Source organism: Bradyrhizobium sp. Mp27 (assembly GCF_029953005.1).
Taxonomy (GTDB): Bacteria; Pseudomonadota; Alphaproteobacteria; order Rhizobiales; family Xanthobacteraceae; genus Bradyrhizobium; species Bradyrhizobium barranii.
On record NZ_JASAUS010000013.1, the window covers coordinates 59,651 to 82,497 of the forward strand.

Annotated in this window: 21 protein-coding genes; 9 read left to right on the top strand and 12 right to left on the bottom strand. The window is 65.0% G+C overall.

Features of this window, described 5'->3' with window-relative positions; all coding sequences use genetic code 11:
- Positions 1-131 precede the first annotated feature (131 nt).
- Positions 132-1,808: a mucoidy inhibitor MuiA family protein gene (locus tag QJT78_RS10805; protein ID WP_028151065.1), complete on the top strand. Its 1,677-nt coding sequence runs from the start codon at positions 132-134 to the stop codon at positions 1,806-1,808.
- Between the two features lie 74 nt (positions 1,809-1,882).
- Here the strand turns inward: QJT78_RS10805 and QJT78_RS10810 are convergent, their stop codons facing one another.
- From QJT78_RS10810 to QJT78_RS10825, 4 genes are read right to left on the bottom strand one after another with little or no spacing between them, the layout of a single operon-like run.
- The gene (locus tag QJT78_RS10810; RefSeq protein ID WP_038943148.1) at positions 1,883-2,698 is read right to left on the bottom strand and encodes a heme ABC transporter ATP-binding protein; all 816 of its coding nucleotides are present in this window, start codon (positions 2,696-2,698) and stop codon (positions 1,883-1,885) included.
- Positions 2,695-3,789: an iron ABC transporter permease gene (locus QJT78_RS10815; protein WP_038943147.1), complete on the bottom strand. Its 1,095-nt coding sequence runs from the start codon at positions 3,787-3,789 to the stop codon at positions 2,695-2,697. Before QJT78_RS10815 ends, QJT78_RS10810 begins: the two co-directional genes overlap by 4 nt.
- Complete coding sequence (locus QJT78_RS10820; protein ID WP_028151062.1) at positions 3,786-4,736, bottom strand: hemin ABC transporter substrate-binding protein; 951 nt, start codon at positions 4,734-4,736, stop codon at positions 3,786-3,788. Before QJT78_RS10820 ends, QJT78_RS10815 begins: the two co-directional genes overlap by 4 nt.
- A 6-nt stretch (positions 4,737-4,742) precedes the next feature.
- Positions 4,743-4,949, bottom strand: a complete 207-nt coding sequence (locus QJT78_RS10825) for a hemin uptake protein HemP (RefSeq protein ID WP_028151061.1) — start codon at positions 4,947-4,949, stop codon at positions 4,743-4,745.
- Positions 4,950-5,198: 249 nt separating this feature from the next.
- Between QJT78_RS10825 and QJT78_RS10830 the strand changes: the two genes are divergently transcribed.
- The 6 genes from QJT78_RS10830 (at position 5,199) to QJT78_RS10855 (ending at position 10,695) form a co-directional block, all read left to right on the top strand.
- Positions 5,199-7,595 carry a TonB-dependent hemoglobin/transferrin/lactoferrin family receptor gene (locus tag QJT78_RS10830; protein WP_038953345.1) on the top strand — a complete coding sequence of 799 codons (2,397 nt, stop codon included), beginning with the start codon at positions 5,199-5,201 and terminating at the stop codon, positions 7,593-7,595.
- 136 nt (positions 7,596-7,731) lie between these two features.
- Positions 7,732-8,067 carry an antibiotic biosynthesis monooxygenase gene (locus tag QJT78_RS10835; protein WP_028151060.1) on the top strand — a complete coding sequence of 112 codons (336 nt, stop codon included), beginning with the start codon at positions 7,732-7,734 and terminating at the stop codon, positions 8,065-8,067.
- Positions 8,068-8,098: 31 nt separating this feature from the next.
- Positions 8,099-8,614, top strand: coding sequence for a heme utilization cystosolic carrier protein HutX (hutX, locus tag QJT78_RS10840; protein WP_028151059.1), 516 nt, complete (start codon positions 8,099-8,101; stop codon positions 8,612-8,614).
- Between the two features lie 27 nt (positions 8,615-8,641).
- Positions 8,642-9,418 (top strand): tonB-system energizer ExbB, encoded by a 777-nt coding sequence (gene exbB / locus QJT78_RS10845; RefSeq protein ID WP_038943935.1) that lies wholly within the window; start codon positions 8,642-8,644, stop codon positions 9,416-9,418.
- 3 nt (positions 9,419-9,421) lie between these two features.
- The gene (gene exbD, locus QJT78_RS10850; protein ID WP_028151057.1) at positions 9,422-9,868 is read left to right on the top strand and encodes a TonB system transport protein ExbD; all 447 of its coding nucleotides are present in this window, start codon (positions 9,422-9,424) and stop codon (positions 9,866-9,868) included.
- Positions 9,868-10,695, top strand: a complete 828-nt coding sequence (locus tag QJT78_RS10855; RefSeq protein WP_028151056.1) for an energy transducer TonB — start codon at positions 9,868-9,870, stop codon at positions 10,693-10,695. Before exbD ends, QJT78_RS10855 begins: the two co-directional genes overlap by 1 nt.
- 130 nt (positions 10,696-10,825) lie before the next feature.
- On the opposite strand, the gene QJT78_RS10860 is transcribed toward QJT78_RS10855, so the two are convergent.
- The 5 genes from QJT78_RS10860 to QJT78_RS10880 all read right to left on the bottom strand — a co-directional run bounded on the left by QJT78_RS10860 (position 10,826) and on the right by QJT78_RS10880 (position 16,769).
- Positions 10,826-12,181: an esterase-like activity of phytase family protein gene (locus QJT78_RS10860; protein WP_028151055.1), complete on the bottom strand. Its 1,356-nt coding sequence runs from the start codon at positions 12,179-12,181 to the stop codon at positions 10,826-10,828.
- Positions 12,182-12,309: 128 nt separating this feature from the next.
- Positions 12,310-13,206: a carbohydrate ABC transporter permease gene (locus QJT78_RS10865; RefSeq protein ID WP_028151054.1), complete on the bottom strand. Its 897-nt coding sequence runs from the start codon at positions 13,204-13,206 to the stop codon at positions 12,310-12,312.
- Positions 13,199-14,155 (bottom strand): sugar ABC transporter permease, encoded by a 957-nt coding sequence (locus tag QJT78_RS10870; RefSeq protein WP_028151053.1) that lies wholly within the window; start codon positions 14,153-14,155, stop codon positions 13,199-13,201. Before QJT78_RS10870 ends, QJT78_RS10865 begins: the two co-directional genes overlap by 8 nt.
- Positions 14,156-14,289: 134 nt before the next feature.
- Entirely contained in the window at positions 14,290-15,639 is a 1,350-nt protein-coding gene (locus QJT78_RS10875; RefSeq protein ID WP_028151052.1) for an extracellular solute-binding protein, read from the bottom strand.
- A gap of 86 nt (positions 15,640-15,725) precedes the next feature.
- Complete coding sequence (locus QJT78_RS10880; RefSeq protein WP_028151051.1) at positions 15,726-16,769, bottom strand: C-terminal binding protein; 1,044 nt, start codon at positions 16,767-16,769, stop codon at positions 15,726-15,728.
- Positions 16,770-17,030: 261 nt separating this feature from the next.
- On the opposite strand from QJT78_RS10880, the gene QJT78_RS10885 reads away from it, so the two are divergent.
- Positions 17,031-18,716, top strand: a complete 1,686-nt coding sequence (locus tag QJT78_RS10885) for a methyl-accepting chemotaxis protein (RefSeq protein ID WP_038943938.1) — start codon at positions 17,031-17,033, stop codon at positions 18,714-18,716.
- Between the two features lie 214 nt (positions 18,717-18,930).
- Here QJT78_RS10885 and QJT78_RS10890 read toward each other — a convergent pair whose 3' ends face one another.
- Both QJT78_RS10890 and QJT78_RS10895 read right to left on the bottom strand, forming a co-directional pair.
- Positions 18,931-19,908: a tripartite tricarboxylate transporter substrate binding protein gene (locus QJT78_RS10890; protein WP_028151050.1), complete on the bottom strand. Its 978-nt coding sequence runs from the start codon at positions 19,906-19,908 to the stop codon at positions 18,931-18,933.
- Between the two features lie 90 nt (positions 19,909-19,998).
- Positions 19,999-20,934 (bottom strand): DMT family transporter, encoded by a 936-nt coding sequence (locus QJT78_RS10895; RefSeq protein ID WP_028151049.1) that lies wholly within the window; start codon positions 20,932-20,934, stop codon positions 19,999-20,001.
- Positions 20,935-21,027: 93 nt separating this feature from the next.
- Here QJT78_RS10895 and QJT78_RS10900 point away from each other — a divergent pair, with 93 nt between their 5' ends.
- A complete protein-coding gene (locus tag QJT78_RS10900) occupies positions 21,028-21,429 on the top strand; it encodes a DUF1330 domain-containing protein (RefSeq protein WP_028151048.1) in 402 nt (133 codons plus the stop codon).
- Between the two features lie 178 nt (positions 21,430-21,607).
- Here the strand turns inward: QJT78_RS10900 and QJT78_RS10905 are convergent, their stop codons facing one another.
- Positions 21,608-22,540: a DMT family transporter gene (locus tag QJT78_RS10905; protein ID WP_038943939.1), complete on the bottom strand. Its 933-nt coding sequence runs from the start codon at positions 22,538-22,540 to the stop codon at positions 21,608-21,610.
- Positions 22,541-22,847: the final 307 nt, after the last annotated feature.

Sequence of the window (22,847 nt, forward strand, 5' to 3'; positions counted from 1 at the left end):
GTGCGGCCGCGGCGGCGCCCCCAGAAACCCCAATCGAACCAGTTTCTTCCCTGCCGCGTCCAACCATGTTGGCGAGGCATTTGATCGCACGCGTCCGGCTGGCGGCGCGGCGATACGGCAGGAGGGACTTTATGCGCATCACCGCAAGATGTTTGGCAACGACGAGCCTGGTTCTGGTGACCATGGCGACGGCGTCGCCATCATGGGCCGCCGATGTGGACGCCACATCGGCCATCGACACCGTCACCGTCTATCCGGATGGCGCCACCGTCACCCGTGTCATCGCGTTGGACCTCGCTTCCGGCGACAGCACGCTGGTCGCCAAGGACTTTCCGCTCTCGCTCGATCCGTCCTCCCTGCGTGTCGAGGGCGAGGCGGGCGCAAAACTGACCATCGGGACCATCGACGCGCGGCCGCCGCGCGCGGCACAACCCGCGAATCTGCCCGAGCTCGATAAGCGCATCGAGGCGTTGAAGGATCAGCGCGCCGATCTGCAAGGCGATATCGACGCGGCCAACGCCCGGCGCAAATTCGCGCAGCACTTTGCGGAGGCTTCTCCCGCCGGCCTTGGCGAGAAGGGCGAGGCTCGGCCGATCACCGAATGGCGCGCAGCCTTTACCGCGGTCGCCGAGGAGATCGCGACCGCTGACACCGCGATCCGCGACGCCACGCGAAAGCAGCGCGAGATCGATCGGCAGCTCGCGCAACTTGAAGCGGAGCGTTCGGCCAAGCCGCCGAGCAAGCTTGAGGTTCGCATCGATGTCGCCTCCGCCGCCGCGACGAAGGCGACGTTGCGGGTGACTTATGCAGTCCGCAATGCGCGTTGGCTGCCGCTGTATGACGCCCGGCTCGACACCGGTGCCAAGGACCGCAAGCCGCAGCTCGAGCTGGTTCGCCGCGCCGAGGTGACACAGTCGACCGGCGAAGACTGGTCGAACGTCAGCCTCGGTGTTTCCACCGTTCGCGTCAGCCGCGGCGGCAGCGCGCCGGAGCTGAATTCGCTGGTTGTGAGGTATCCGCAACTGCCGAAGCCGCTGGCAATGGGCACGGCGTCGGACATGGCGGTGCCCGCGCAGCCGATGACGCGGCAGGCGCAATCTCCGGCGATGGCGAAAGCGGCGGAGCCCGAGCTGCGTGAGCGCGCGCACGAGCAGCAGGCCAACGCCGAGATCGGCGATTTCCAGGCCGTGTATCAGATCAGCGGCCGCGTCAGCCTCGGTGCCAATGAGGGCGCCAAGAGCCTGCTCATCTCCTCCATGACCGTGACGCCCGACCTCGCCATCCGCGCCGCCCCGGTCGCGGATCCCACCGCTTACCTCGAGGCGTCATTCAAGCTTGCCGAGGATACCAATCTGCTGCCCGGTAAGGTCGCTATCTTCCGCGACGGCACGTTCGTCGGTCGCAGCAAATTTTCGACCGCCGCGCGGAACGATGCGATCCGGCTCGGCTTCGGCGCCGACGACAAGATCAAGATCGAGCGCACCGTCATCAGGCAGAACGAAGGCACGGCCGGCGTGATCTCGTCCTCCAAGACCGACACGCGTTCGTTCCGCACCGTCGTCCGCAACGGGCACGACTTCCCGATCCGCATCGCGATCGAGGATCAGCTTCCGGTCAGCGAGAACGAGGATATTGGCGTCGAGATGCTGTCCTCGACCACGCCGCCCACGACCACCAATCTGCGCGACAAGCGTGGCGTGCTGGAATGGGCGTTCGACGCAAAACCCGGCGAGATCAAGGAGATCAAGTTCGCCTGGCGCGTCCGCTGGCCCAAGGACAAGGGCATGGTGATCGTGCCGGCGGGCTAATGCGCCCGATCTGAGCCGAGGCACGGCGCCATCTTCCTTACCTCTCCCCGCAAGCGGGGAGAGGTAGTGCATCTTCACCGCGGCGGCAGTTCGGCTCGCGCCGCCGCCCGCATCGATTGCGGCAGCACGTAGGGCACGCCGTCGTCGGCCTGATGAACGACGGCGTCGATCTCGAAGATGTCGCGAATGGTCTCGCGCGTGACGATTTTGCTGCGCGGGCCGTCGGCGGCGAGCCTGCCGCCGTTCAGGACGATCAGCCGGTCGGCGAAGCGGATCGCGAGGTTGAGGTCGTGCAGGATTGCGATCACGGCCGTGCCGCCTGCGGCGCGGCGGCGCGCGGCTTCGACGAGGTCGATCTGGTGACGCAGATCGAGGCTCGATGTCGGCTCGTCCAGCAGCAGGAGCCCCGGCCCATGCTCGGCCTCGCCGCAGGCGAGCTGCACCAGCACGCGGGCGAAATGGGTGCGCTGCTGCTCGCCGCCCGATAGCGTCGGCAATTGCCGTTCGCGGAAATGCGCGAGGCCGACCTCGTCGAGCGCGGCGTCGACGAGTGGCACGGCATCGCGCAGGCTGCGGTCGCCCGCGCCCATCAGCACGATCTCCTCGACTGTGAAGGGGAAGGTGACGTTGATGTGCTGGGACAGCATCGCGCGGCGCGCGGCAAGCCCGCGCGGCGTATAGCTGCTGATGTCGCGCTGCTTCAGCTGCACCTCGCCCTCGCTCGGGCGGAGATCGCCGGAGAGCAGCCGCAGCAGCGTCGACTTGCCGGCGCCGTTCGGGCCGATGATCGCGACCATCTCGCCTGCTTCAACCGACAGACCGACCCCATCGAGCAGCGTGGCGCGGCCGGCGCGCTTGCTTAAGCGTCGCGCCTCGATCACGGCGCTCATAGCGAGGCAAGCCCGCGCTGCCGCAGCAGGATGCCGAGGAAGACCGGCGCGCCGACCGCCGCGGTCAAGATGCCGATCGGCATCTCCGCAGGCGCCACGATGGTGCGCGCCAGCGTGTCGGCGCCGACCATCAGGATGGCGCCGAGCAGCACCGAGGCCGGCAGCAGCAGGCGGTGTGCCGGCCCGATGACGAGACGGAGTAGATGCGGCACGACGATGCCGACGAAGCCGATGACGCCACTGATCGACACCGCGACCCCCGTCATGGCGGAGACCATGACGATCGAGATCCGCTTGAGGCGCTCGACGTCGACGCCGCCGTGAAACGCGTCGGCCTCGCCGAGCACCAGCAGGTCGAGGCCGCGGGCAATATACGCGCAGGCGCCGAGCCCGATGATGAGGATCGGCGCGAGCACGGCGGCCTTGGTCCAGGTCGCGCCGCTCATCGAGCCCAGCAGCCAGAAGGTAATGTCGCGAAGCTGGCGGTCGTCGGCGATGAACACCAGAAGCCCGATGCCGGCATTGGTGATGGCGGTGATGGCGACGCCGGCGAGCAGGAAGATCGCGATCGAGGTCCGCCCGGCGCGGCTGGAGATGCCGTAAAGGATCGCGGTCGTGACCAGTGATCCCGCAAAGGCCGCGAGCGGCAACAGCTCGGTCTGCAGGAAGCGCAGCGTCTCGCCGAAGCGTGAGTCGGTGAAGACGATCGCGCTTGCGGCCGCCAGCGCGCCGCCGCTGGAGACGCCGACCAGCGCGGGATCGGCGAGCGGGTTGCGAAACAATCCTTGCATGATGGCGCCGGCTGCGGCGAGCAGGCCGCCGACCATCGCGGTTGCCACGATCCGGGGAATCCGGATCGACCACAACACGAGCTGGTCGCGCGCCGTCATGGCATCGGCGGTGGTGTTGCCTGCAAGACCGAGTGCGGCGGGCAAGCGAGAGAGGGGAATGCCGGCTGCGCCCACGGTCAGCGCGACGATGGCGGTGGCGGCGAGGATCACCAGGAGGAGGGGAATGGCAATCGACGTAAATCGCCGTCCTGCGCCCGCGCGCCGCGGGGTCCGCGAATCCGTCCCGATCGCCACGCTCATTGCCGGCAGTTCGCCGCCGACAGAGCCGACGTGAATGCGCCGCCCTCGGCCAAAGCCGGATAGAGCTTGACGGAGAGATCACGCGCCGCCGCGGCTGTGCGCGGTCCGAAGCCGAGCAGATAGAGGCCGTCCATCGTGATAAAGCTCTTGTTGGCCGCGACCGGCGTCAAGGCGAAGCCGGGATGGGTGTAGACCGCGTCGGCCTGCAGTGAATCCTTGCCGCGCTCGATCGACAGCACGACGTCGGGTTTTGCCGCGACGATTGCCTCGTCGCCGATGTTCTTGTAGCCGTCGTAATCCTCGACCGCGTTGGTGGCGCCCGCGAGCTGGATGATCTCGTCGGCGGCGGTCTTATGACCGGCGACCATCGCCCGTCCGTTCAGGAGCGACATCACGAACATCACGCGGACCGGCTTCGTGACCTTGGCACGCAGTGCGCGCAGCTGCGCAAGATCGGCGCTGACCGCGGTCGCCAGGCATTCAGCGCGGGCATCGACGCCCATGGCATGGCCGACCAGCTTGATCTTCTCGATCAGGCCTTCCTCGGAGAAGGTCTCGGGCACCAGCACCAGCGGCACCTTCGCCGTCTCCAGCAGGTCCATGGTCTCGCGCGGGCCCGATCCCTGGATCGCCAGGATCAGGGTCGGATTGAGGCCGAGCACGCCCTCGGCTGAAATCTGGCGCATGTAGCCGACATTGGGTTTGTCGTGCAGCGCCGCCGCCGGATAGAGGCTCGTGGTGTCGACGCCGACCAGGCGGCCCTCCAGCCCGAGCGCATAGAGGATCTCGGTAATGGCGCCGCCGATCGAGACCGTGCGGGCGAAGTCGGCAACGGCGACATCGCGATTGCGCGCATCATGCACCGTGATACCGGCCGCGTGCGCGGTCGAGGCGAGCGCGATGGTGCCGGTGAGCAGGAGGTTTGCGAGGGTGCGACAAAATGTCATTGCAAGTTACTTCGTCAGGATCAGCTTGTTTTGCGAGGTCAGGCGAAGGCGATAGGCGTCCTCGCCATGCGCGATGATGATCTCGCGCTCCGCCGCAAACAGCTCGCGGCTGTCGATCCGGCTCCCGCGTACGGTCAAACTTCTCGTTGTTGCAGAAGGGCTTTGTGTCGGCCCTGCCGCATCGCCGCTATTGTCTCCGGACGTTGCTGACATGGTAGGTGTGATGCGCTTTCGAAATTTCAGATGCGTCTTGTTTGTATAAGCGGCATCAGGCGCATTCCAACGGCGGCAATTTACAATCGATATAAACTGCAACTTGATGACATTGACCGTCAGGGTGTTGCCACGTAACCAAATGGAACAATGCGGGCCGGGGGGCCTGCACCAGAGAATAGCCAGCCAGTCGCTCGCCGCGCGAGCGCACGCCAGCCAAACAAGACATATCATGATTGGGTTGGGTGTATGGCTGACGGGGCTAGGTATTCGCGCGCGCTGATTTTGGGCGCGTCGGTGGTTTCAATTGCGGCGGTGTCGCCGGTGAGCAGCTTTGCGCAGACCGCGGATCAAACCGCGCAACCATCCAAGCCGGCGAAGCCCAAGCAGGCCAAGCGCAATCCGGCCAAGCCGCAAGCTGTTCAGCCGCAGCAGGCCAGCACCAGCGTGTGGGATGCACGCGCGCAGGCGATCGTCGGTGTTCAGGCGCTCGACACCATCACGGCTGCCGCCTCCAAGACCGAAGAGCGCGCGGTCGATGCGCTCGCACCGGTCAGCGTCGTGACGTCGTCGCAGATCCAAAGTCGCCAGGCCAGCACGGTCGGCGATCTCATCTATAATGTGCCGGGCGTATGGGTTCAGAACCGCGGCGACGAGCCGTCAACCTCGATCAATATCCGCGGCTTGCAGGATTTCGGCCGCGTCGCCGTCGTCGTCGACGGTGCGCGGCAGAATTATCAGCGCACGGGCCATTTCGCCAACGGCTCGTTCTTCCTCAACCCCGAGCTGATCAGCGGCATCGACATCGTCCGTGGTCCGACCGCCAACATCTACGGCTCCGGTGCGATCGGCGGCGTGGCGTCGTTCCGCACCAAGGATATCGAGGACGTCGTGCGTGCCGGCGAGCGCTGGGGCGTCGACGTCAAGACCATCCTTGGCAGCAATTACGGACGCGCGCTCGGTTCGGCCTTCGGCGGTGTTCACGTCAATCCGAATGTGGATGTGTTCGCGGGCGGCACCTATTCGACGCAGGAGAGCTACAAAGACGGCACCGGCTTCGAGGTCGCCAACACCGGCAACCGGCTCACCAGCGGCATCGCCAAGCTGACGGTGCGCCCGGCCGACGGGCACGAGATCAAGCTCGGCACCATCTTCCAGGAGGACATCTACAGCGTGGGCCAGCCGCCACGCCGTGCCGGCGATCCCAACTCGACCAATGCGAACGGCGCCAACAACCTGAGCGGCACGTCGATCTACAGGTCCGACGTCAAGAACTACACCACGACGCTCGGTTGGAAATATTCGCAGCCGGATGACCAGTGGTTCGACTGGGATGCGAAGGTCTACTGGAATCGAACCGAGAACGACCAGGTCAAGACCGCGCATACCAGCACGACGCCGTCGGTCTTCTGCGGCGGCGTGCCCGGCAATGCCGTGTCCGGCTGTATCGGCAGCAACCGTGGATATCTGCTCGATACGGTCGGCGTCGACGTGTACAACACCACGCGCTTCGATACCGGCAGCTGGCGTCATGCGGTGACCTACGGACTGGACGCGTTCCAGGACAAGGTGTCGACGCAGGACAGGACCGGCACGTCGGAGGTGACGACGCCCGGCGGTCAGCGTACGGTCTCCGGCGGTTTCGTGCAGTGGAAGGCGAACTATACCTCGATGCTCGAGGTGATCGGCGCGCTCCGCTACGACAATTATCAGCTCTCCTCGGCATCCTCGTCGTCCGGCGGCGACCGTTTGTCGCCGAAGATCACCGTAGGGCTCGTTCCCACGGCGGTCGTGACGCCCTATGTCAGCTACGCCGAAGGTTATCGCGCGCCGTCGATTACGGAAACGCTGGTCAGCGGTCCGCATTCGGGCGCGACGATCAACGACTCGTTCTTCCGCTGTCCGTCGGGCACGCCGGGTCCGGGCGCGGATTCGACCTTCTGCTTCGTCCCGAATCCGAACCTGCGGCCCGAGGTCGGCAAGAACAAGGAGATCGGCTTCAACATCAAGAAGAACGATCTGTTCACGGCGGGCGATACGCTGCGCGGCAAGATCAACGTGTTCCGCAACGACATCTCCGACTTCATCGATCAGGTCGCCTATGGAAATCCGCTGGTGGTCCCCACCGGCCCGCCGCCGGCGCCCTCCATCACCGTGCTTCCGTTCCTGCAATATCAGAACGTCGCGTCCGCCCGCATCCAGGGTGTCGAGGCCGAGGCGATGTACGACGCGAACACCTGGTTCTTCGGCCTCTCCGGCTCTTACCAGAACGGCAAGAACCTCCAGACGGGATTTGGCCTGTACAGCGTTCCGCCGCAGAAGGTCACGACGACCGCCGGCGTGCGGTTGCTGGACCGGACCCTGATCCTCTCGGTGATGTGGACGTCGGTGATCGCGAACACCGACATCCCGCCGACCTATACGCCGGCGACGTCGTACGATCTCGTCAACCTCTACGCCCAGTATCAGCCGCGGCCCGATCTCACGCTCAACTTCTCGGTCGAAAATCTTCTCAACCAGTACTACCGGCCCTACGCCATTCCGGTCGGCAGCACGGGCGATACGCAAAACGACGTGAAATGGGCGAGCGCCGGCCCCGGGCTCGTGGTCAAGGGAGGCCTGAAGTACCACTTCGGCGGCATCTAAGGAGTACGCCGACGACCCCACACGGGACGCCGTATTGACCGCCAGAGCCACGCTGACGTCCCAGCGTGGCTTCGGCACGTTCTGAAACATCCGCTCGGCATTCGCCGATCAACAAGACTGACAGGAGAAAAATCTTATGTTCATCGCCATGAATCGTTTCCAGGTGAAGCTCGGCTCGGAAGCTGCTTTCGAGACCGTCTGGCGCACCCGCGAATCCTATCTCGGCAGCATGGCCGGCTTCGTCGAATTCCACCTGCTCAAGGGGCCGCTGCTCGAGGACCACACGCTGTATTCCTCGCACACGGTCTGGGTCGACAAGGCGGCGTTCGAGGCCTGGACGCGGTCGGACGAATTCCGTCGCGCTCACGCGCGCGCCGACAACAAGACCGGCGAAAGCCTCTATCTCGGCCATCCCAAGTTCGAAGGGTTCGAGGTCATCATGACCGAGCGCAAGACGAACGCGGCCGCTTGAGATCGCGGCTGATCACGAAAGGGAGCCGGACATGCTGAGCACCGATCTCGCCGATCTCAAGGCGTATATGGCCGACAATCCCGGTGCGGTGATCGAGGACGTTGCGCGCGAGCGCAAGGTCACTCCGCGCGCGGTGATCGAGGCGCTGCCGTCGTCGATGGTGCGCGTTGGGAGCGGCGAGCATTTCGCCGCCGCCATGCAGGACATCGCCGCGTGGGGCGAGGTCACGCTCATCGTGCACACGGATGACGCGATCTTCGAGTTCACGGGCGCGGTCCCGGCGGGCGAGGTCGGCCGCGGCTATTTCAACCTGATGCAGCCGAAGGGATTGCACGGCCATCTCCGCCACGAACGCTGCGCGGCCTTGGCTTTCGTCGAGCGTCCCTTCATGGGCAAGACCTCGGCCTTCATTGCCTTCGTCAATGCCGACGGCGGCATCATGTTCAAGGTCTTCGTCGGCCGCGACGAGACCCGGGCGCTGCGGGCGGACCAGCTCGTGCGATTCCGGCAGCTGGCGGACCGGATCGCGGCGCAGGGCGTGGCATAATTTCCTTCTGTCTGTCGGGAGATCAGGATGCAGAGCAATTTTGGGCTTCGGCATGTGATCCTAACAATTGGGCTGGTGCTTGCGCCGGCCCCGGCCTTCGCCATCGACGAAGCGCTGTTGCCGCGCAATCTGTCGCCCTGGGGCATGTTCCTCGGTGCCGACATCGTCGTGAAGGTGGTGATGGTGGGGCTCGCCGTCGCCTCGCTGGTGACGTGGACGGTGTGGCTCGCCAAGACCATCGAGCTGAGCCGCAAGAGCAAGCTCGCCGTAGAGCGGACGCGCGCGCTCGAGGGCAGGATGAAGCTGGCGGAGGCGGCGGAGCGGACCGGCGACGCGCATGATGCGGTCGCCCAGCTCATCCAGTCCTGCGCGAAGGAGGCGGAGCTCTCCGGCGGCATTGTCGATGACGGCCTCCAGGAGCGCGTCGCGCTGCGGCTTGAGCGCGTAGAGGCGGCGATGTCCAGGCAGATCGCGCGCGGCACCGGCGTGCTCGCGACCATCGGCGCTACCGCGCCGTTCGTCGGCCTGTTCGGCACGGTCTGGGGCATCATGAACTCCTTCATCGGCATCTCCGAGAGCCACACCACGAGCCTTGCGGTGGTCGCGCCCGGCATCGCCGAGGCGCTGCTTGCGACCGCGCTCGGACTCGTCGCGGCTATTCCGGCGGTCGTGATCTACAATCAACTCGTCCGCGGCATCGCCAATTACCGCGCGCTGCTCGGGGACGCCTCGGCGCAGCTCATGCTGCTGGTCAGCCGGCAGCGCGACAACAGAGAGTTCCGCCTGGCGCGGGCGGCGGAGTAGGCCATGGCTGCGAAGCTCGGCGCACGCGGGGGATTGCCGCTGAGGCGCGGCGACCCCGGCGATCTCGATGTCACCCATGAGATCAACGTCACGCCGTTCATCGACGTGATGCTGGTGCTGCTGATCATCTTCATGGTGGCCGCCCCGCTCGCCACCGTCGACATCGGCGTCGAATTGCCTGCGACCGCCGCCGAGCCGGCGCCGCGGCCGGACAAGCCGACCTTTGTCACGGTGAAGCCGGATCTCACGGTGGCCGTCGGCGAAGACACGATGGCACGCGACGGTCTCGCCGCTGCGCTCGCCGTCGCCACTCAAGGCCGCAAGGACGAGCGCATTTATCTGCGTGCCGACAAGGCCGTGAGCTACGGCGACCTGATGGAGGTCATGAATACCCTGCGCAATGCCGGCTACCTCAAGGTCGCGCTGGTCGGCCTCGACGGACGCAGCTGATGGCCGCGAACGCCTTTGCCCTGCACGAGCCGCTTGGCGAACGCGAAACCGCGCGCTGGGGTGTATCGGGTGCGGTGATCGTGGCCTTGCATGTTGCCGCCGCGGTGCTTGCGATGAGCTGGCTCAGGTCGCAGCCGGAGCAGGGCGTCACCCTGCCGGCGATCATGGTCGATATGGCTCCGATCACGTCGGCGCCTCAGGCGACGCCGGACGACGTTGTGCCGGGGCCGGTGATGAAGGAGGCCGATGCCTCACCGCCGGAGCCGATGCAGCGGCAGGCGGTCGAGGAGACCATCGCGCCGACACCGCCACAGGAGAAGCCCGACGTGGTGGCGCCGCCGGAGCAGAAGCTCGAGCCGACACCGGCCAAGCCGGAGCCCGCGAAAATCGTGCCGCAGGAAAAGCCGGCGCCCGAAAAGCCGAAAGTAGTTCGTCCGGAGGCAAAGAAGCCGTCGGAGGCGCGCCCCGCGCCTCGCACCAGCGCGCCACCGCGCGCCGAGCGGGAGGCACCTGCAGCGTCCGCCATGAGCGCCGGCGCGGTCGCATCGCTGGTTGCGAGTTACAATCAGCGCGTCCGTGCGCACCTGATGCGCCTTCACTCCTATCCGTCCGGCGGCAACGGCCAGCGCGGGCTGGTCCGGGTGAGTTTCACAATCGGCCGTAACGGCCAGGTCACGTCCAGCCGCATCGCTTCGTCTGGCGTTGCCGCGTTCGATGCCAAGGCCACGTCGATGATCCACCAGGCCTCGCCGTTCCCGCCGATCCCGGCGGAGATCAAGAACAGCTCGATGAGCTTTACCGTTCCGGTGGACTTTATCGTGCGGTAGCCCTCCGCTGTCATGCCCCGCGAAAGCGGGGCATCCAGTACGCCGGGGCCGCGCGCTCAATCACCGGCGCCGCGGCGTGCTGGATCGCCCGGTCGACGCCGGGCGATGACCGTGTTGAGAGAGCGTCGGCTTACTTCGCCTTCAGGAAATCCGCGACCTCGAGCAGCATGAACTCGTCGTCGTCGGCCTTGTTGGGATCGCGGCTGGACGAGAACGGCAGGTTGTTGTCGTTGCCGACGATGATGTGGGTCTCGTCGACGCGATCGACGTTCTCGATGGTGAAGAACGGGAAAGTGTAGACGCCGTCATTGAGCGGCTTGCGGGCCTTCTTGTCGGGGTCCTGGATCTTCATCAGATCGATATAGCCGATCTTGCGCACGGGCTTGCCGACATTGGCGTCGGTCAGCTCGATCTTGTAGACGCGCTTGAACTTGGCGATGTCAGGGAAGCAGTTCTCGCCGCGGGTGCCTTGCGGGCAGGCCTTGTCGGCCGTGCCTTCGCCGTTGTCGCGCTCGATGATGAGGCCGGAGGCCTGATCGATCATGTTGAAGTCGCCGATGGCGTTGCCGTTCTGCTCGAACACATATTGCCAGTAGCGGCCGGTGAATTTTTCGGCGGCGACGTCGAATTCGAGGATGCGGGAGGCTTCCTTGCCGTCGACCTTCTCCCAGTCCTTCTTGTCGGCGTCCCACAGCGGGCCCTCGAGCAGGCCGTAGAGGAACTTGCCGTCCTTGGACGAGGCAAAGCCCTCATAGCCCTTGGAGCGGCGGAGGTTGACGTTGGTGTAGGTCGCCCCCGGCGCGCCCGGCGTCGCCACGGCCCAGTTGTCCGGCGAGCGCACCGGCTTGCCGTCGGCAACCGTCTCGAACACGCCGAGGATCTTGCCTGATTTGTCGGCCTTCAGGATATAGGGGCCGAACTCGTCGCCGATCCAGAAGGTGTCGCCGATGATCTGGAAGCCCTCGGTGTCGAAATCGGAGCCGGTGAGATAGCGCTTCTGCGTATCCTCATGCACGATGCGGAACGGCACCTTCTTGTCGGGATCGTGCAGGAAGATGGTTTCCTGGCGTTCGATCTTGCCGCTCGCCCAATCCATCTTGTAGCGGTTCAGGTACAGCATCGAATCCGGCGAGTTGGCGCGCGCGCCCATGCCGTTGTCGGTGATGACCCAGTAGCTGCCGTCGGGCATGTGCTTGATGCCGGAATGCCCCTGCAGCGGCTGGCCCTTGAACGGCAGCGACACGCTGGTCGCACGCTCATAGGACTTGCCCATCACGGTGCCGAGCGCGTCGATGCGCTTGCCGGTGGTGTATTTGCCCGAGGTCTTGAGATCGGCAGGCGCGTCGGCCGGCACGTCGATGAAGGTCGCGGCCGGCATCACCACGTGGCCGGCGAGCTTCGCCGGAAATTCACCCTCGTTCTGTGCAAGCGCTGTGCTCGCGGTGAGAATGATCGTTGCGACGGAGGCAAGAAAAGTCGCGCGCATGTGCGTCTCCTGTTAGCGGACGACGCCTTATGCGGATCGCATGTTGCAGTTTTGTGAAACCGGGCGAAACGCCGCAGCCTCTTCGCCTCTCCCCGTAAGAACGGGGAGAGGGGGACGAGAAAGCACGGTTACTCCTTTACCGCGCCGGTCAGCGACGACACGTAGTAGTCCACGAACAGCGAGTAGAAGATCGCGACCGGCAGCGAGCCGAGCAGCGATCCCGCCATCAGCGCGCCCCACTGGTAGACGTCGCCGGTGACGAGCTCGGTCAGGATCGCGACTGGCACGGTCTTGTTGGCGCCGCTCTGGATGAAGGCGAGCGCGTAGATGAACTCGTTCCAGGACAGCGTAAAGGAGAAGATGCCGGCCGAGATCAGCCCGGGCACCGCCAGCGGTAGCGTGATCCGCCGCAGGATCTGCAGGCGCGTGGCGCCGTCGACCAGCGCGCATTCCTCGAGCTCGTAGGGGATCGACTTGAAATAGCCGATCAGGAGCCAGGTGCAGAACGGCACCAGGAAGGTCGGATAGACCAGGATCAGCGCCATCGGTGAGTCGAACAGGCCGAACTGCACCACGACGGTGGCGAGCGGGATGAACAGGATCGACGGCGGCACGAGATAGGCGAGATAGATGCCGAGGCCGACATAGGGACTGCCGCGGAAGCGCAGGCGCTCGATGGCGTAGGCGGCGAGCGTGCTCGCGATCAGCGACAGCGTGGTCGACCCGATCGCAACGATCATCGTTGTCCACAGCCAGCGCGGATAGGCGGTGTCGAACAGCAGGTGCTTGACGTGCGCCAGCGTCGGCGAAGTGATCCAGAACGGGTTGTGATCCTTGAAATTCATCAGCTCTGCGTTCGGCTTGAACGACGTGATCGCCATCCAGTAGAACGGAAACAGCAGGATCAGCACGAAGCAGCCGAGCGGCAGGTAGATCATCATCAGCCGCCGCAGCCCGGAATCCCAGGCCATGGTGTCGGGCGGTGTGTTGGCGACGGCGGCCGGCTGCGCGACAGTGTCAGTCATTGGCCTCTCCCTGCTGCCATTTGCGGCGCGCCAGGCCGAAATAGGAGAACAGTGTCGCGAACACCAGGAACGGGATCATCGACACCGCGATCGCGGCACCTTCGCCGAGCTCGCCGCCGGCAATGCCGCGCTGGAAGGCGAGCGTCGCCAGCAGATGGGTCGAGTTCACCGGGCCACCGCGGGTGATGGCGTAGACCAGCTGGAAATCGGTGAAGGTGAAGATGATCGAGAAGGTCATGACGATGGCGAGGATCGGCATCATCATCGGGAAGGTGATGTAGCGGAAGCGCTGCCAGGCGCTGGCGCCGTCGAGCATCGCCGCCTCGTAGAGCGAGGGCGAGATGGTCTGCAGGCCCGCGAGCAGCGAGATCGCGACGAAGGGAATGCCGCGCCAGATGTTGGCGGCAATCAGCGAGAAGCGCGCCGGCCAGGGCGAGCCGAGGAAGTCGATATTGGTCGTCCGCCAGTGCAGCACGTCGACCAGCAGATAGGAGATGATCGAGAATTGCGGATCGTAGATCCACCAGAACGCCAGCGCCGAGAGCACGGTCGGCACGATCCAGGGCAGCAGCACGATGGCGCGGAGCAGGCTCTTGAACGGAAAATGGTTGTTGAGCAGCAGCGCGAGCCAGAAGCCGAGCGCGAACTTTCCGAAGGTCGCGACCGCCGTATAGAACACGCTGTAGAACACCGCGCCCCACCAGAGGGGATCGGTGAGCAGATACTGGAAATTCTCAAGGCCCACGAAGACGCCGCGTCGGCCGATCGTGGTGTCGGTGAACGCGAGCCAGATGCCGAGGCCGAGCGGATAGGTGAGGAATACCGCGAGCAGACCGATCGCGGGCGCCAGGCACATCACGATCAGGAACGGCTTGTAGTCGAACAGCCGCACCAGCCACGACGGTTGCCGCTGCGCCAGCGCGAGAGAAGAGAGTGTGGTCACGGACATCGGTCGTTGTCCTGTTTTGAATGTTACCACACCGTCATTGCGAGCGAAGCGAAGCAATCCAGTCTGTTTCCGTTGTTACAGTCTGGATTGCTTCGTCGCTTTGCTCCTCGCAATGACGGCCGCGCCTTTCGGCGTTACTTCGCCGCCTGACGCCGGAAGTACCGCTTGCAGCGCTGCTCCGCTTCCGCGGCCGCGGCCTCCGGCGTCGCGGCGCCGGTCGCGACCGAGGCGAACATCTGCACCGTCACATAGTCCGCGCGCACCGCACCTGTGGCGGTCGAGATCGGACCCTTGTAGCCGGCGTAGTACGTGCTGTTCATGGTGTTCTTGAAGATCGCGACCTTGGGATCGCCCTTCCACACCGCCGCATCGGCGTAGGCCGCAAGCGGTTGCGACCAGTAACCGCTGTTGGCGTTGAGCCACGGCTCGTACTGGTCCTTCTCCAGCATGAACTGCAGGAAGGCCTTCGCCGCGTTCGGATACTGGCTGTGCTTGAACACCATGGCGTTCAGCGTCAGTCCCGACATCGGCGAGATCGGTGCAAGGCCCTTCGGCAGCAGCTGATGTTCGGAATCCTCGGCGATCGCCGCGGTCGCCGGATCATTTTTCAGCGAGAAATACAGCGAGACGCCGTTCGCCGTCAGCCCGATTTCCTGCGAGGAATAGGCGCGGTTGTTGCTGACGTCGTTCCAGGACGGCGTACCGGGGATGAAGGTCGGATAAAGCTCCTTCACGTAATTCAGCGCCGCGATGGTCTCCTTGCTGTTGATGGTGACATTGCCTTCCTCATCCAGCAGCGAGGCATTGTGCGACCACATCATCCAGTCCGCAAAGCCGTTGCCGTCGCCGACGGCATTGCCCAGCGCAAAGCCCGCGGGCTTGCCGGCTTTCTGCAGCTTCTTGCAGAGGTCGAGGAGCCCGGCATGGTCCTCCGGCGCCTTGTCGAACCCGACGGATTTGAGGATGGACTTGCGATAGATCAGGGGACCGGCGGTGGCCCCGAACGGGAGCCCGATCCAGGTATCGCTCTTGGCCTTCTTGCCGTAGGCTTTCGCAAGGTTCTGCCACCCGCCATACTTCTTGCCGAGATAGTCGGCGACGTCGGTCAGCTCGATCAGCTTGTCGACATAGATGTGCGGCGCGTCGGAGAAGCCGATGATGATGTCGGGGCCGGCGCCGGAATTCGAGGTCACCGCGGTCTGCTGGTTGATGTCCTCCCAGCCGACGAAGTCGACCTTGACCTCGACCCCGGTCTCCTTGGTGAATTTGGCCGCGTTGGCACGGAACACGTCTTCGTCGGCCTGGACGAAGCGCACCGGCCGCAGCATGCGCAAGGACGCGCCTTTCTCGATCGGCAGTTTCGGGGCGGGGACGTCCGCGGCCTTGATCGTGGATTGAGCGTGCGCTGCAACACCGGTTGCCGCGAGCGCCGTAGCGGACAGGCCCAGCGCCAAGGCATCACGACGGGTGATGTCGTTCCTCATCAGTTCCTCCCTATGATGTCTCCCTTCCCGGCGTTGATCGCCGGTGAAGGGCCGTTCCGATTCCAGGCGCGCTTGGCGCCGGCCGCCTAGCTGTTCGGGCCGCGATCCATGCTGACGGGCTGCCAGCGGCGGAGCGCGGTGTTCTGCAGCACCGACGGATTGACGCAGCTTACCGGCCACATGCCCTGAAGCACCAGTGACAATTCGTAGCCCACGCGGCGCTTGCGCGCCTCGTCGAACCGTGCCGAGGCCGAGGCGACATGGGCGGTCAGCGTCACGTTCTCCATGCTGAGGATGGGATTGTTGTGCGAGGGCGGCTCCTTCTCCAACACGTCGAGGGCGGCGTGCGCAATCCAGCCCTCCTGGAGCGCCTTGATCAGGCTTTCCTCGTCCACGGTGGCGCCGCGGCCGGTATTGATGAAGACCGATCCCTTCTTCATCTGCCGGAAGTGCTTCTCGGTGAGCATGTGATGCACCTCGGGCCTTGCCGGAGCGTGCATCGAGACGAAGTCGGATTGCGACAGCACCTCGTTCAGCGTCGCCGGGATCACGCCATGGTCGTACATCAGCGTTTCCTGGATGAAGGGATCGTAGGCCATCATGCGCAGGCCGAACGGGGCGGCGCGCTTCGCAACGGCACGCGCGACGCGGCCGAACGAGATGAAGCCGAGCGTCTGGCCCATCAGCCGCGGGATCTTCAACAGCGCTGGCCGGCCTTCGGCCCAGCGCCCGTCGCGCACCATCCTGTCCTGCTCGACCAGGCGGCGGAAGCCGGCGAGCAGCAGCATCATGGCGTGGTCGGCGACTTCCTCGATGAAGGTGTCGGGAATGTTGGTGACGGGAATTCCGCGGGCGGTCGCGGCCTTCACGTCGACGCTGTCGACGCCGACCGAGCCGAGCGTGATCACCTTGCAGCTATCGAGTGCGTCGATGATCGACTTGGTGATGGGGATGCCCTTGGCGTAGATGGCATCGGCGTTTTTCGCGGCGGCGATGAACTCGGCCTCGTTGGCGGGGGCTTCGACGATCTCGGCATCGATCGGATCGAGCGCCTCGCGCTCGAAGGAATAGTCGCTGCCTGCGACCGTGAAGCTCGCGCCCTTCGGCGTCACCACCCTGTATTTCGGCATTTCCTGCTCCCGATTTGGTCTGTCGGTTCTTGTTGTGACCCACACCTTGTGGGCGGGCCTTTTCGTCTTTTACGCGAAATCGGAGCGGTCGCGTACAATCGTCGGTTGCCGCTGCGGCGATTTATTCGACTGTTTCGGCCTTCCGTCCGGGCTTCTACGGAGCCGCCCGTAACAGGTTGATAAGAGGTCACACACTAAAAGTTGAATCAAATTTATCGATTCCCTTGCGCGCCCGTATCCCATTATTGCCGGAGCTGTCCCGTGAAGTTGAGCAATCTGAAGATCGCCCCGAAGCTCGGTATCCTCGTCGGCGTCACCCTGTTGGGCCTTTGCGTCTCCGGTGTTCTCGCCGGCTATCTGATGAAGCGCGAGATGGTGAATGCGCGCATCGACCAGGCCAAATCGATCGTCGACCTCGGTCGCAACTACGCTGCGGCGCTGAAGAAACGCGTCGACGCCGGCGAGCTGACGAAGGATGCGGCGATGGCCGACCTTCGCCGCTACGGCAACGCGATGACCTATGACAACGGCTCGGGCTATCTGTTCGGCACGTCCTATGACGGCATCACCCAGCTCGCGCCCGATCCGAAGCAGATCGGCACCAACCGCATGGATGTCGTGACCAACGGCCGCAAGCTGTCCATCGAGCTGATGAACGGTGTCAAGGCCAACGGCTCGATCCTGCTCTATTATGAATATGTGAAGCCCGGCCAGGAAACGCCGATCCGCAAGATCGGCTATGCGGTCGCGGTCCCCGGCTTCGACATGTATCTCGGCACCGGCGCCTATCTCGACGACATCGACGCCAAGATGGGCCCGGTCTACTGGCTGCTCGGCCTCGCCATGCTCGGCATCGTCATTGTCGCCGGCAGCGTCGCCTGGCTGCTCGGCCGCAGCATCAGCCGTCCGCTGGCGCTGCTCGGCGCCCGCATGAAGGATCTCGCCGACGGCAAGCTCGAGGGTGAGATTCCCGGGGTTGGTCGCGGCGACGAGGTCGGCGCGATGGCCTCGACCGTCCAGATCTTCAAGGACAACGCGGTCCGCATCCGCGGCCTCGAGAAGACCGAGGCCGATGCCAAGGAGCGTGCCGCGGCGGAACGTCGCAGTGCGATGGAGGGCATCGCCAGCGATTTCGAGCGCAGCGTCAACGGCATCGTCCGCTCGGTCTCCTCGGCCGCCGCCGGCATGCAGAGCACCGCGCAGTCGATGACCGCGACGGCCGGCGACGCCTCGTCGCGTGCGGCGACGGTCGGCGCCGCCTCGCAAAAAGCCTCCGGCAATGTCGGCACGGTTGCCGCGGCCGCCGAAGAATTGTCGAGCTCGGTTGCGGAGATCTCCCGCCAGGTCACGCGTTCGACCGAAGTCGCTAGCCGGGCCGTCAGCGATGCCGAGCGCACCAACGCCACCGTGCAGGTGCTCTCGACCGGCGCCGAGAAGATCGGCGAGGTCGTCAAGCTGATCCACTCGATTGCGGCGCAGACCAACCTGCTTGCGCTCAACGCCACCATCGAAGCGGCGCGCGCCGGCGAGTCCGGCCGCGGCTTCGCGGTGGTGGCCTCCGAGGTCAAGGCGCTGGCGAACCAGACCGCGAAGGCGACCGAGGAAATCTCCGCGCAAGTGGCGGCGATGCAGACCTCGACCAGCGACGCGGTCACGGCGATCTCCGGCATCACCCAGACCATCGCCGAGATGAGCGAGATCACCGCCGGCATTTCCGCCTCGATCGAGCAGCAAGGCGAAGCGACCCGCGAGATCGCCCGCAACATCCAGTCGGTCGCGGCCGGTTCGAACGAGATCAACGCCAATATCGGCAGCGTCACCTCGGCCGCGGAAGCAACCGGAACTGCCGCCACCGACGTGCTCACCAACGCCCGCGAGCTGGACAGCCAGTCCGGCGCGCTGCGCAGCGCCGTCGACGGCTTCCTCGCCAAGGTCCGCGCGGCGTAAGGCCGAACGCACGGAATTCGTAGGGTGGGCAAAGGCGCGCAAGCGCCGTGCCCACCTTTTTCATTTTCAACTTTTCGGCTGTCATGCCCCGCGAAGGCGGGGCATCCAGTACGCCGCGGCCCATCGGGTCAATCACCAACGTCTCGGAATACTGGATCGCCCGCCCCAGTGCGCAATTGCGCACAAGGCGGGCGATGACACCTTCCTAGACCCCCTACTGCTTCTCGATCTTCGCGTTGGTGATCAGCTTCTCCCACAGCACCAGCTGCTCGTTCACGAACGTGCCGAGCTGCTCCGGCGTGCCGGAGAAGGCGTCCATGCCGAGCGTGGCGAGCTGGGCCTTGATCTCAGGCTTCTCGACGATCTTCCTGATCTCGGCGTTAAGTCTGGTCACGATCTCCTTGGGCATGCCGGCGGGGCCGAAATAGCCCTGCCACGACGAGATGTCGAAATCCGGCACGCCGGCCTCCTGCATCGAGGGCAGGTTCGGCACCAGCGGCGAGCGGTCCTTGGTGGTGACGGCGAGCGCGCGCAGCGCGTTGCCGTTGACGTGGGGCAGGCCGGTCAGGATGTCGACGAACATCATCGAGACGCGGCCGCCCATGACGTCGTTGAGCGCCGGCGGCGAGCTCTTGTAGGGCACGTGCAGGAGATCGAGCCCGGCATTGTGCGCAAAGGTCGCACCCGACACGATCGCCGAGGACGAGCCCGACGCGTAGCTCAGTTTGCCCGGATTGGCCTTGCCGTAGGCGACGAGCTCGCCGACGGTCTTGGCCGGCACCTCCGGGTGAATCACCAGCATGAAGGGCAGGTCGCCGGTGCGCGCGATCGGGGTGAAGTCCTTGACGGGATCGTAGGTCAGGCTCTTGAGCAGATAGGGATTGGCCGAATGCGTGGTGTTGGTCGTCACCAGCAGCGTGTAGCCGTCGGGGGCGGCGCGCGCGACATAGGTCGCGGCGATCATGCCGTTGGCGCCCGCCTTGTTCTCGATCACGATGCCGACGCCGAGCGCCTGCGACAAATGCTGCGAGATCAGCCGCGTCGTGGTGTCGGTGCCGCTGCCGGCCGCGAACGGCAGCACCAGCGTGATGTTGCGGCTCGGATAATTGTCGGCCTGCGCGGCGGATGCGGCGGCGAGACAAAGCGCGGCTGCGCCGGCAGCGCGCAGGGCGCGGATCAGTGGTGACAGCATGTCTGGACGTTCCCTCTTTTTCGTTGGCGGGGAACCTAGCTTCTCTTCGCAAAAATCGGAAGACGGGAGTTTGTCACCCACCTCGCGGAATTATTTCACCGCAGAACCCTGGCGAGAGGCGAACACGACGCCGGCGAGCACGAGCGCATAGCCGATCAGATGAAACGGCTGGAGTTTTTCGCCGAGCAGGACGATCGCCATCGCCGAGCCGAACACCGGGACCAGATGGAAGAACGGCGCGGCGCGGTTCGGGCCGATCAGCGCCACGCCGCGGTTGAAGAAGAGATAGGCCAGCGTCGAGGGAAAGATCAGGATGTAACCCAGCGTCGCCAGCGTCACCCCGTCGGGTTGCAGGACACGGCCGCTGAGGGCTTCCCAGATCGCGGCGGGCAGCAGCATCGTCGCGCCGCAAAAGGTGGTGAAGGAGAGAAAGGAGAGCTGGTGGATCTTCGGCCGGCGCGGGATGAAGGCGGAGTAGAGCCCGAACGCCACGAGCGAAGAGGCGAACATGATGTCGCCCCTGTTGAAGCTGATGCTCGCGAGCGCGGCGAGATCGCCGCGCAGGATGATGATCAGCACGCCGAGAAGCGAGATCGCGATGCCGGCGAGCTGCGCACCCGTCAGCCGCACGCCGAACAGCACCAGCGACCACAGCGCCACGAACAGCGGTCCGGCCGACTGGATCAGCAGCGCGTTCAGCGCCTCCGTGTATTGCATCGCCCAGTACGAGATCGCGTTGTTGAAGGCAAAGCCGACCAGCGACAGGAACAGCATCAGCGGCAGGCTTTTGCGCAAATTCGGCCAGTCGCGCTTCAGATGCGGCCAGGCGAACGGCAACAGGATCAGGAACACGCCGAACCAGCGGATGGTGGTCACCGTCAGCGGCGGCACATGCGCGCCGACATGGCGCGCGAGCACGATGTTGCCGGCCCAGAACAGCGAGCTCAGGCTGAGCAGCAGGTAAGGCTGGTTGTTGAGCCAACTGGCCGGATTCGAGGCCTTTGGCGCGGGCGAAGCAATCGTCATTGGCGTTGGATGCGACCTTGCGCCGGATTCTTGTTGTGACACAAGTCTCGCGGCCGCAAGGCTACAATGCAGGCATGGCTTGAGGAGGTGTCATTGGCGGTTAATATGTTGAACATCGAGGGCCTGGAGCGGCTCGATGCAAATGCGCCGGTGGTGATGCTGAACCTGATGCGTTTTCACGCGCACTCGCGCGATGGCGACGGTTCGGGCTGGGACGCATACCTTCGTTACAGTGCGATCACAGTGCCCATGATCAGGGCACGCGGCGGCACGCTGCTGTGGACCGGCGAAGCGAAAGCGGTCGCGCTCGGCCCGCAAGATGGCAACGGCTGGGATTTCGTCGCGCTGGTCTATTACCCAACGGTTGCGGCTTTTATAGACATGATGACGTCCGAGGCTTACGAGACGCAGGCCGACCCGCATCGCGTCAACGGCTGCGCCGAGCACGTGATCATCGCGACGCGCGAGGCCTACAGCAAGTTCAGGACGAAGTAGCGCTGTCGCGCGGCACGCTCTTCCCCTCTCCCCTTGTGGGAGAGGGTGGCTCGCCGCGTAGCGGCGAGACGGGTGAGGGGTCTCTCTCCGCGAGTCCGCCTCTCGATTTGAGTCTGCGGAAGCAACCCCTCATCCGGCGCTTCGCGCCACCTTCTCCCACAAGGGGAGAAGGAAGAAGCTACGTCGCCTGCTTCCGCGACGCCACGAATACGCCGGCCAGCACCAGCGCAAAGCCGATGAAATGGAACGCCTGCGGGTGTTCGCCGAGGAACGCCATCGCCATGATCGAGCCGAACACCGGCACGACGTGGAAGAACGGCGCGGCGCGGTTGGCGCCGATCAGGCGTACGCCGCGATTGAAGCAGAGGTAGGCGAGCGTCGACGGGAACACCGCGACATAGAACAGCGTCAGCAGGTTCGGCCCGTCGAGCTTCATCACGGGACGCGCGGACAGCTCCCAGATCTCGAGTGGGATGAGACAGGCGGCGCCGGCGCCGAATGTGAACGCGAGGAACGACAGGCCGTGCATCGGCGGCCGCTTCAGGGTCAGCACCGAATACAGCGCGAAGATGATCAGCGCGACGATGAAGATGAGGTCGCCCTTGTTGAACGCGATGTTCGACAGCGTGGTGAAATCGCCATGCAGCAGGATCGTCAGCACGCCGCACATCGAGAGGGCCACGCCGAACGCCTGTGCCGCGGTGAGGCGGACGCCGAGGATCGCCAGCGACCACAGCGCCACGACCAGCGGGGCGGCCGACTGCAGCAGCAGCGTGTTGAGCGCCTGGGTATGTTCCAGCGCCCAATATTGCAGCGTGTTGAAGGCGCCGATGCCGGTGATCGACAGCACGATCATCAGGCCGAGCCTGCTGCGGATCGCGGGCCAGTCCTGGGCGAGATGTTTCCAGGCGAACGGCAGCACCAGCAGGAAGGCGAAGGTCCAGCGCAGGAACGACAGCGTCACCGGCGGGATGTGGCCGGCGGCGAGCCGCCCGACGATGGCGTTGCCGGCCCAGCACAGCGCGGTGATGCAGAGCAGCAAATAAGGCTGGTTGGCGATCCAGCTGTGACTGGATGATTCGGAGCCCGTGGTCTGGCCGGTGGCGGACATTGTGATTGTTATGGCCCCGTCATGCGACCGGAGCCCCGGCCCGGCGAGGTCGGGCCGGCTGATAGCCCGGCATGCCCAAAGACACGGAAATCGAAGTGGCATCAACGGGGGGCGGACGCATCGCGACCATGCAGTGGCGGGTCAGCCTCGCGCTTTGGCCGAAGCTTACGAAATGGCCATGGAAGGCTTCTGGATTTTCCGGGGATATCAAAGGCTTAAAGTGCGTCTTGAGCCCCGAAAAAGCCCCGTTCTTGCTTGCCTAGAGAGGCTGCTTCCTTTATCCGGTTGGCTGCCTCGCGTGCGAACG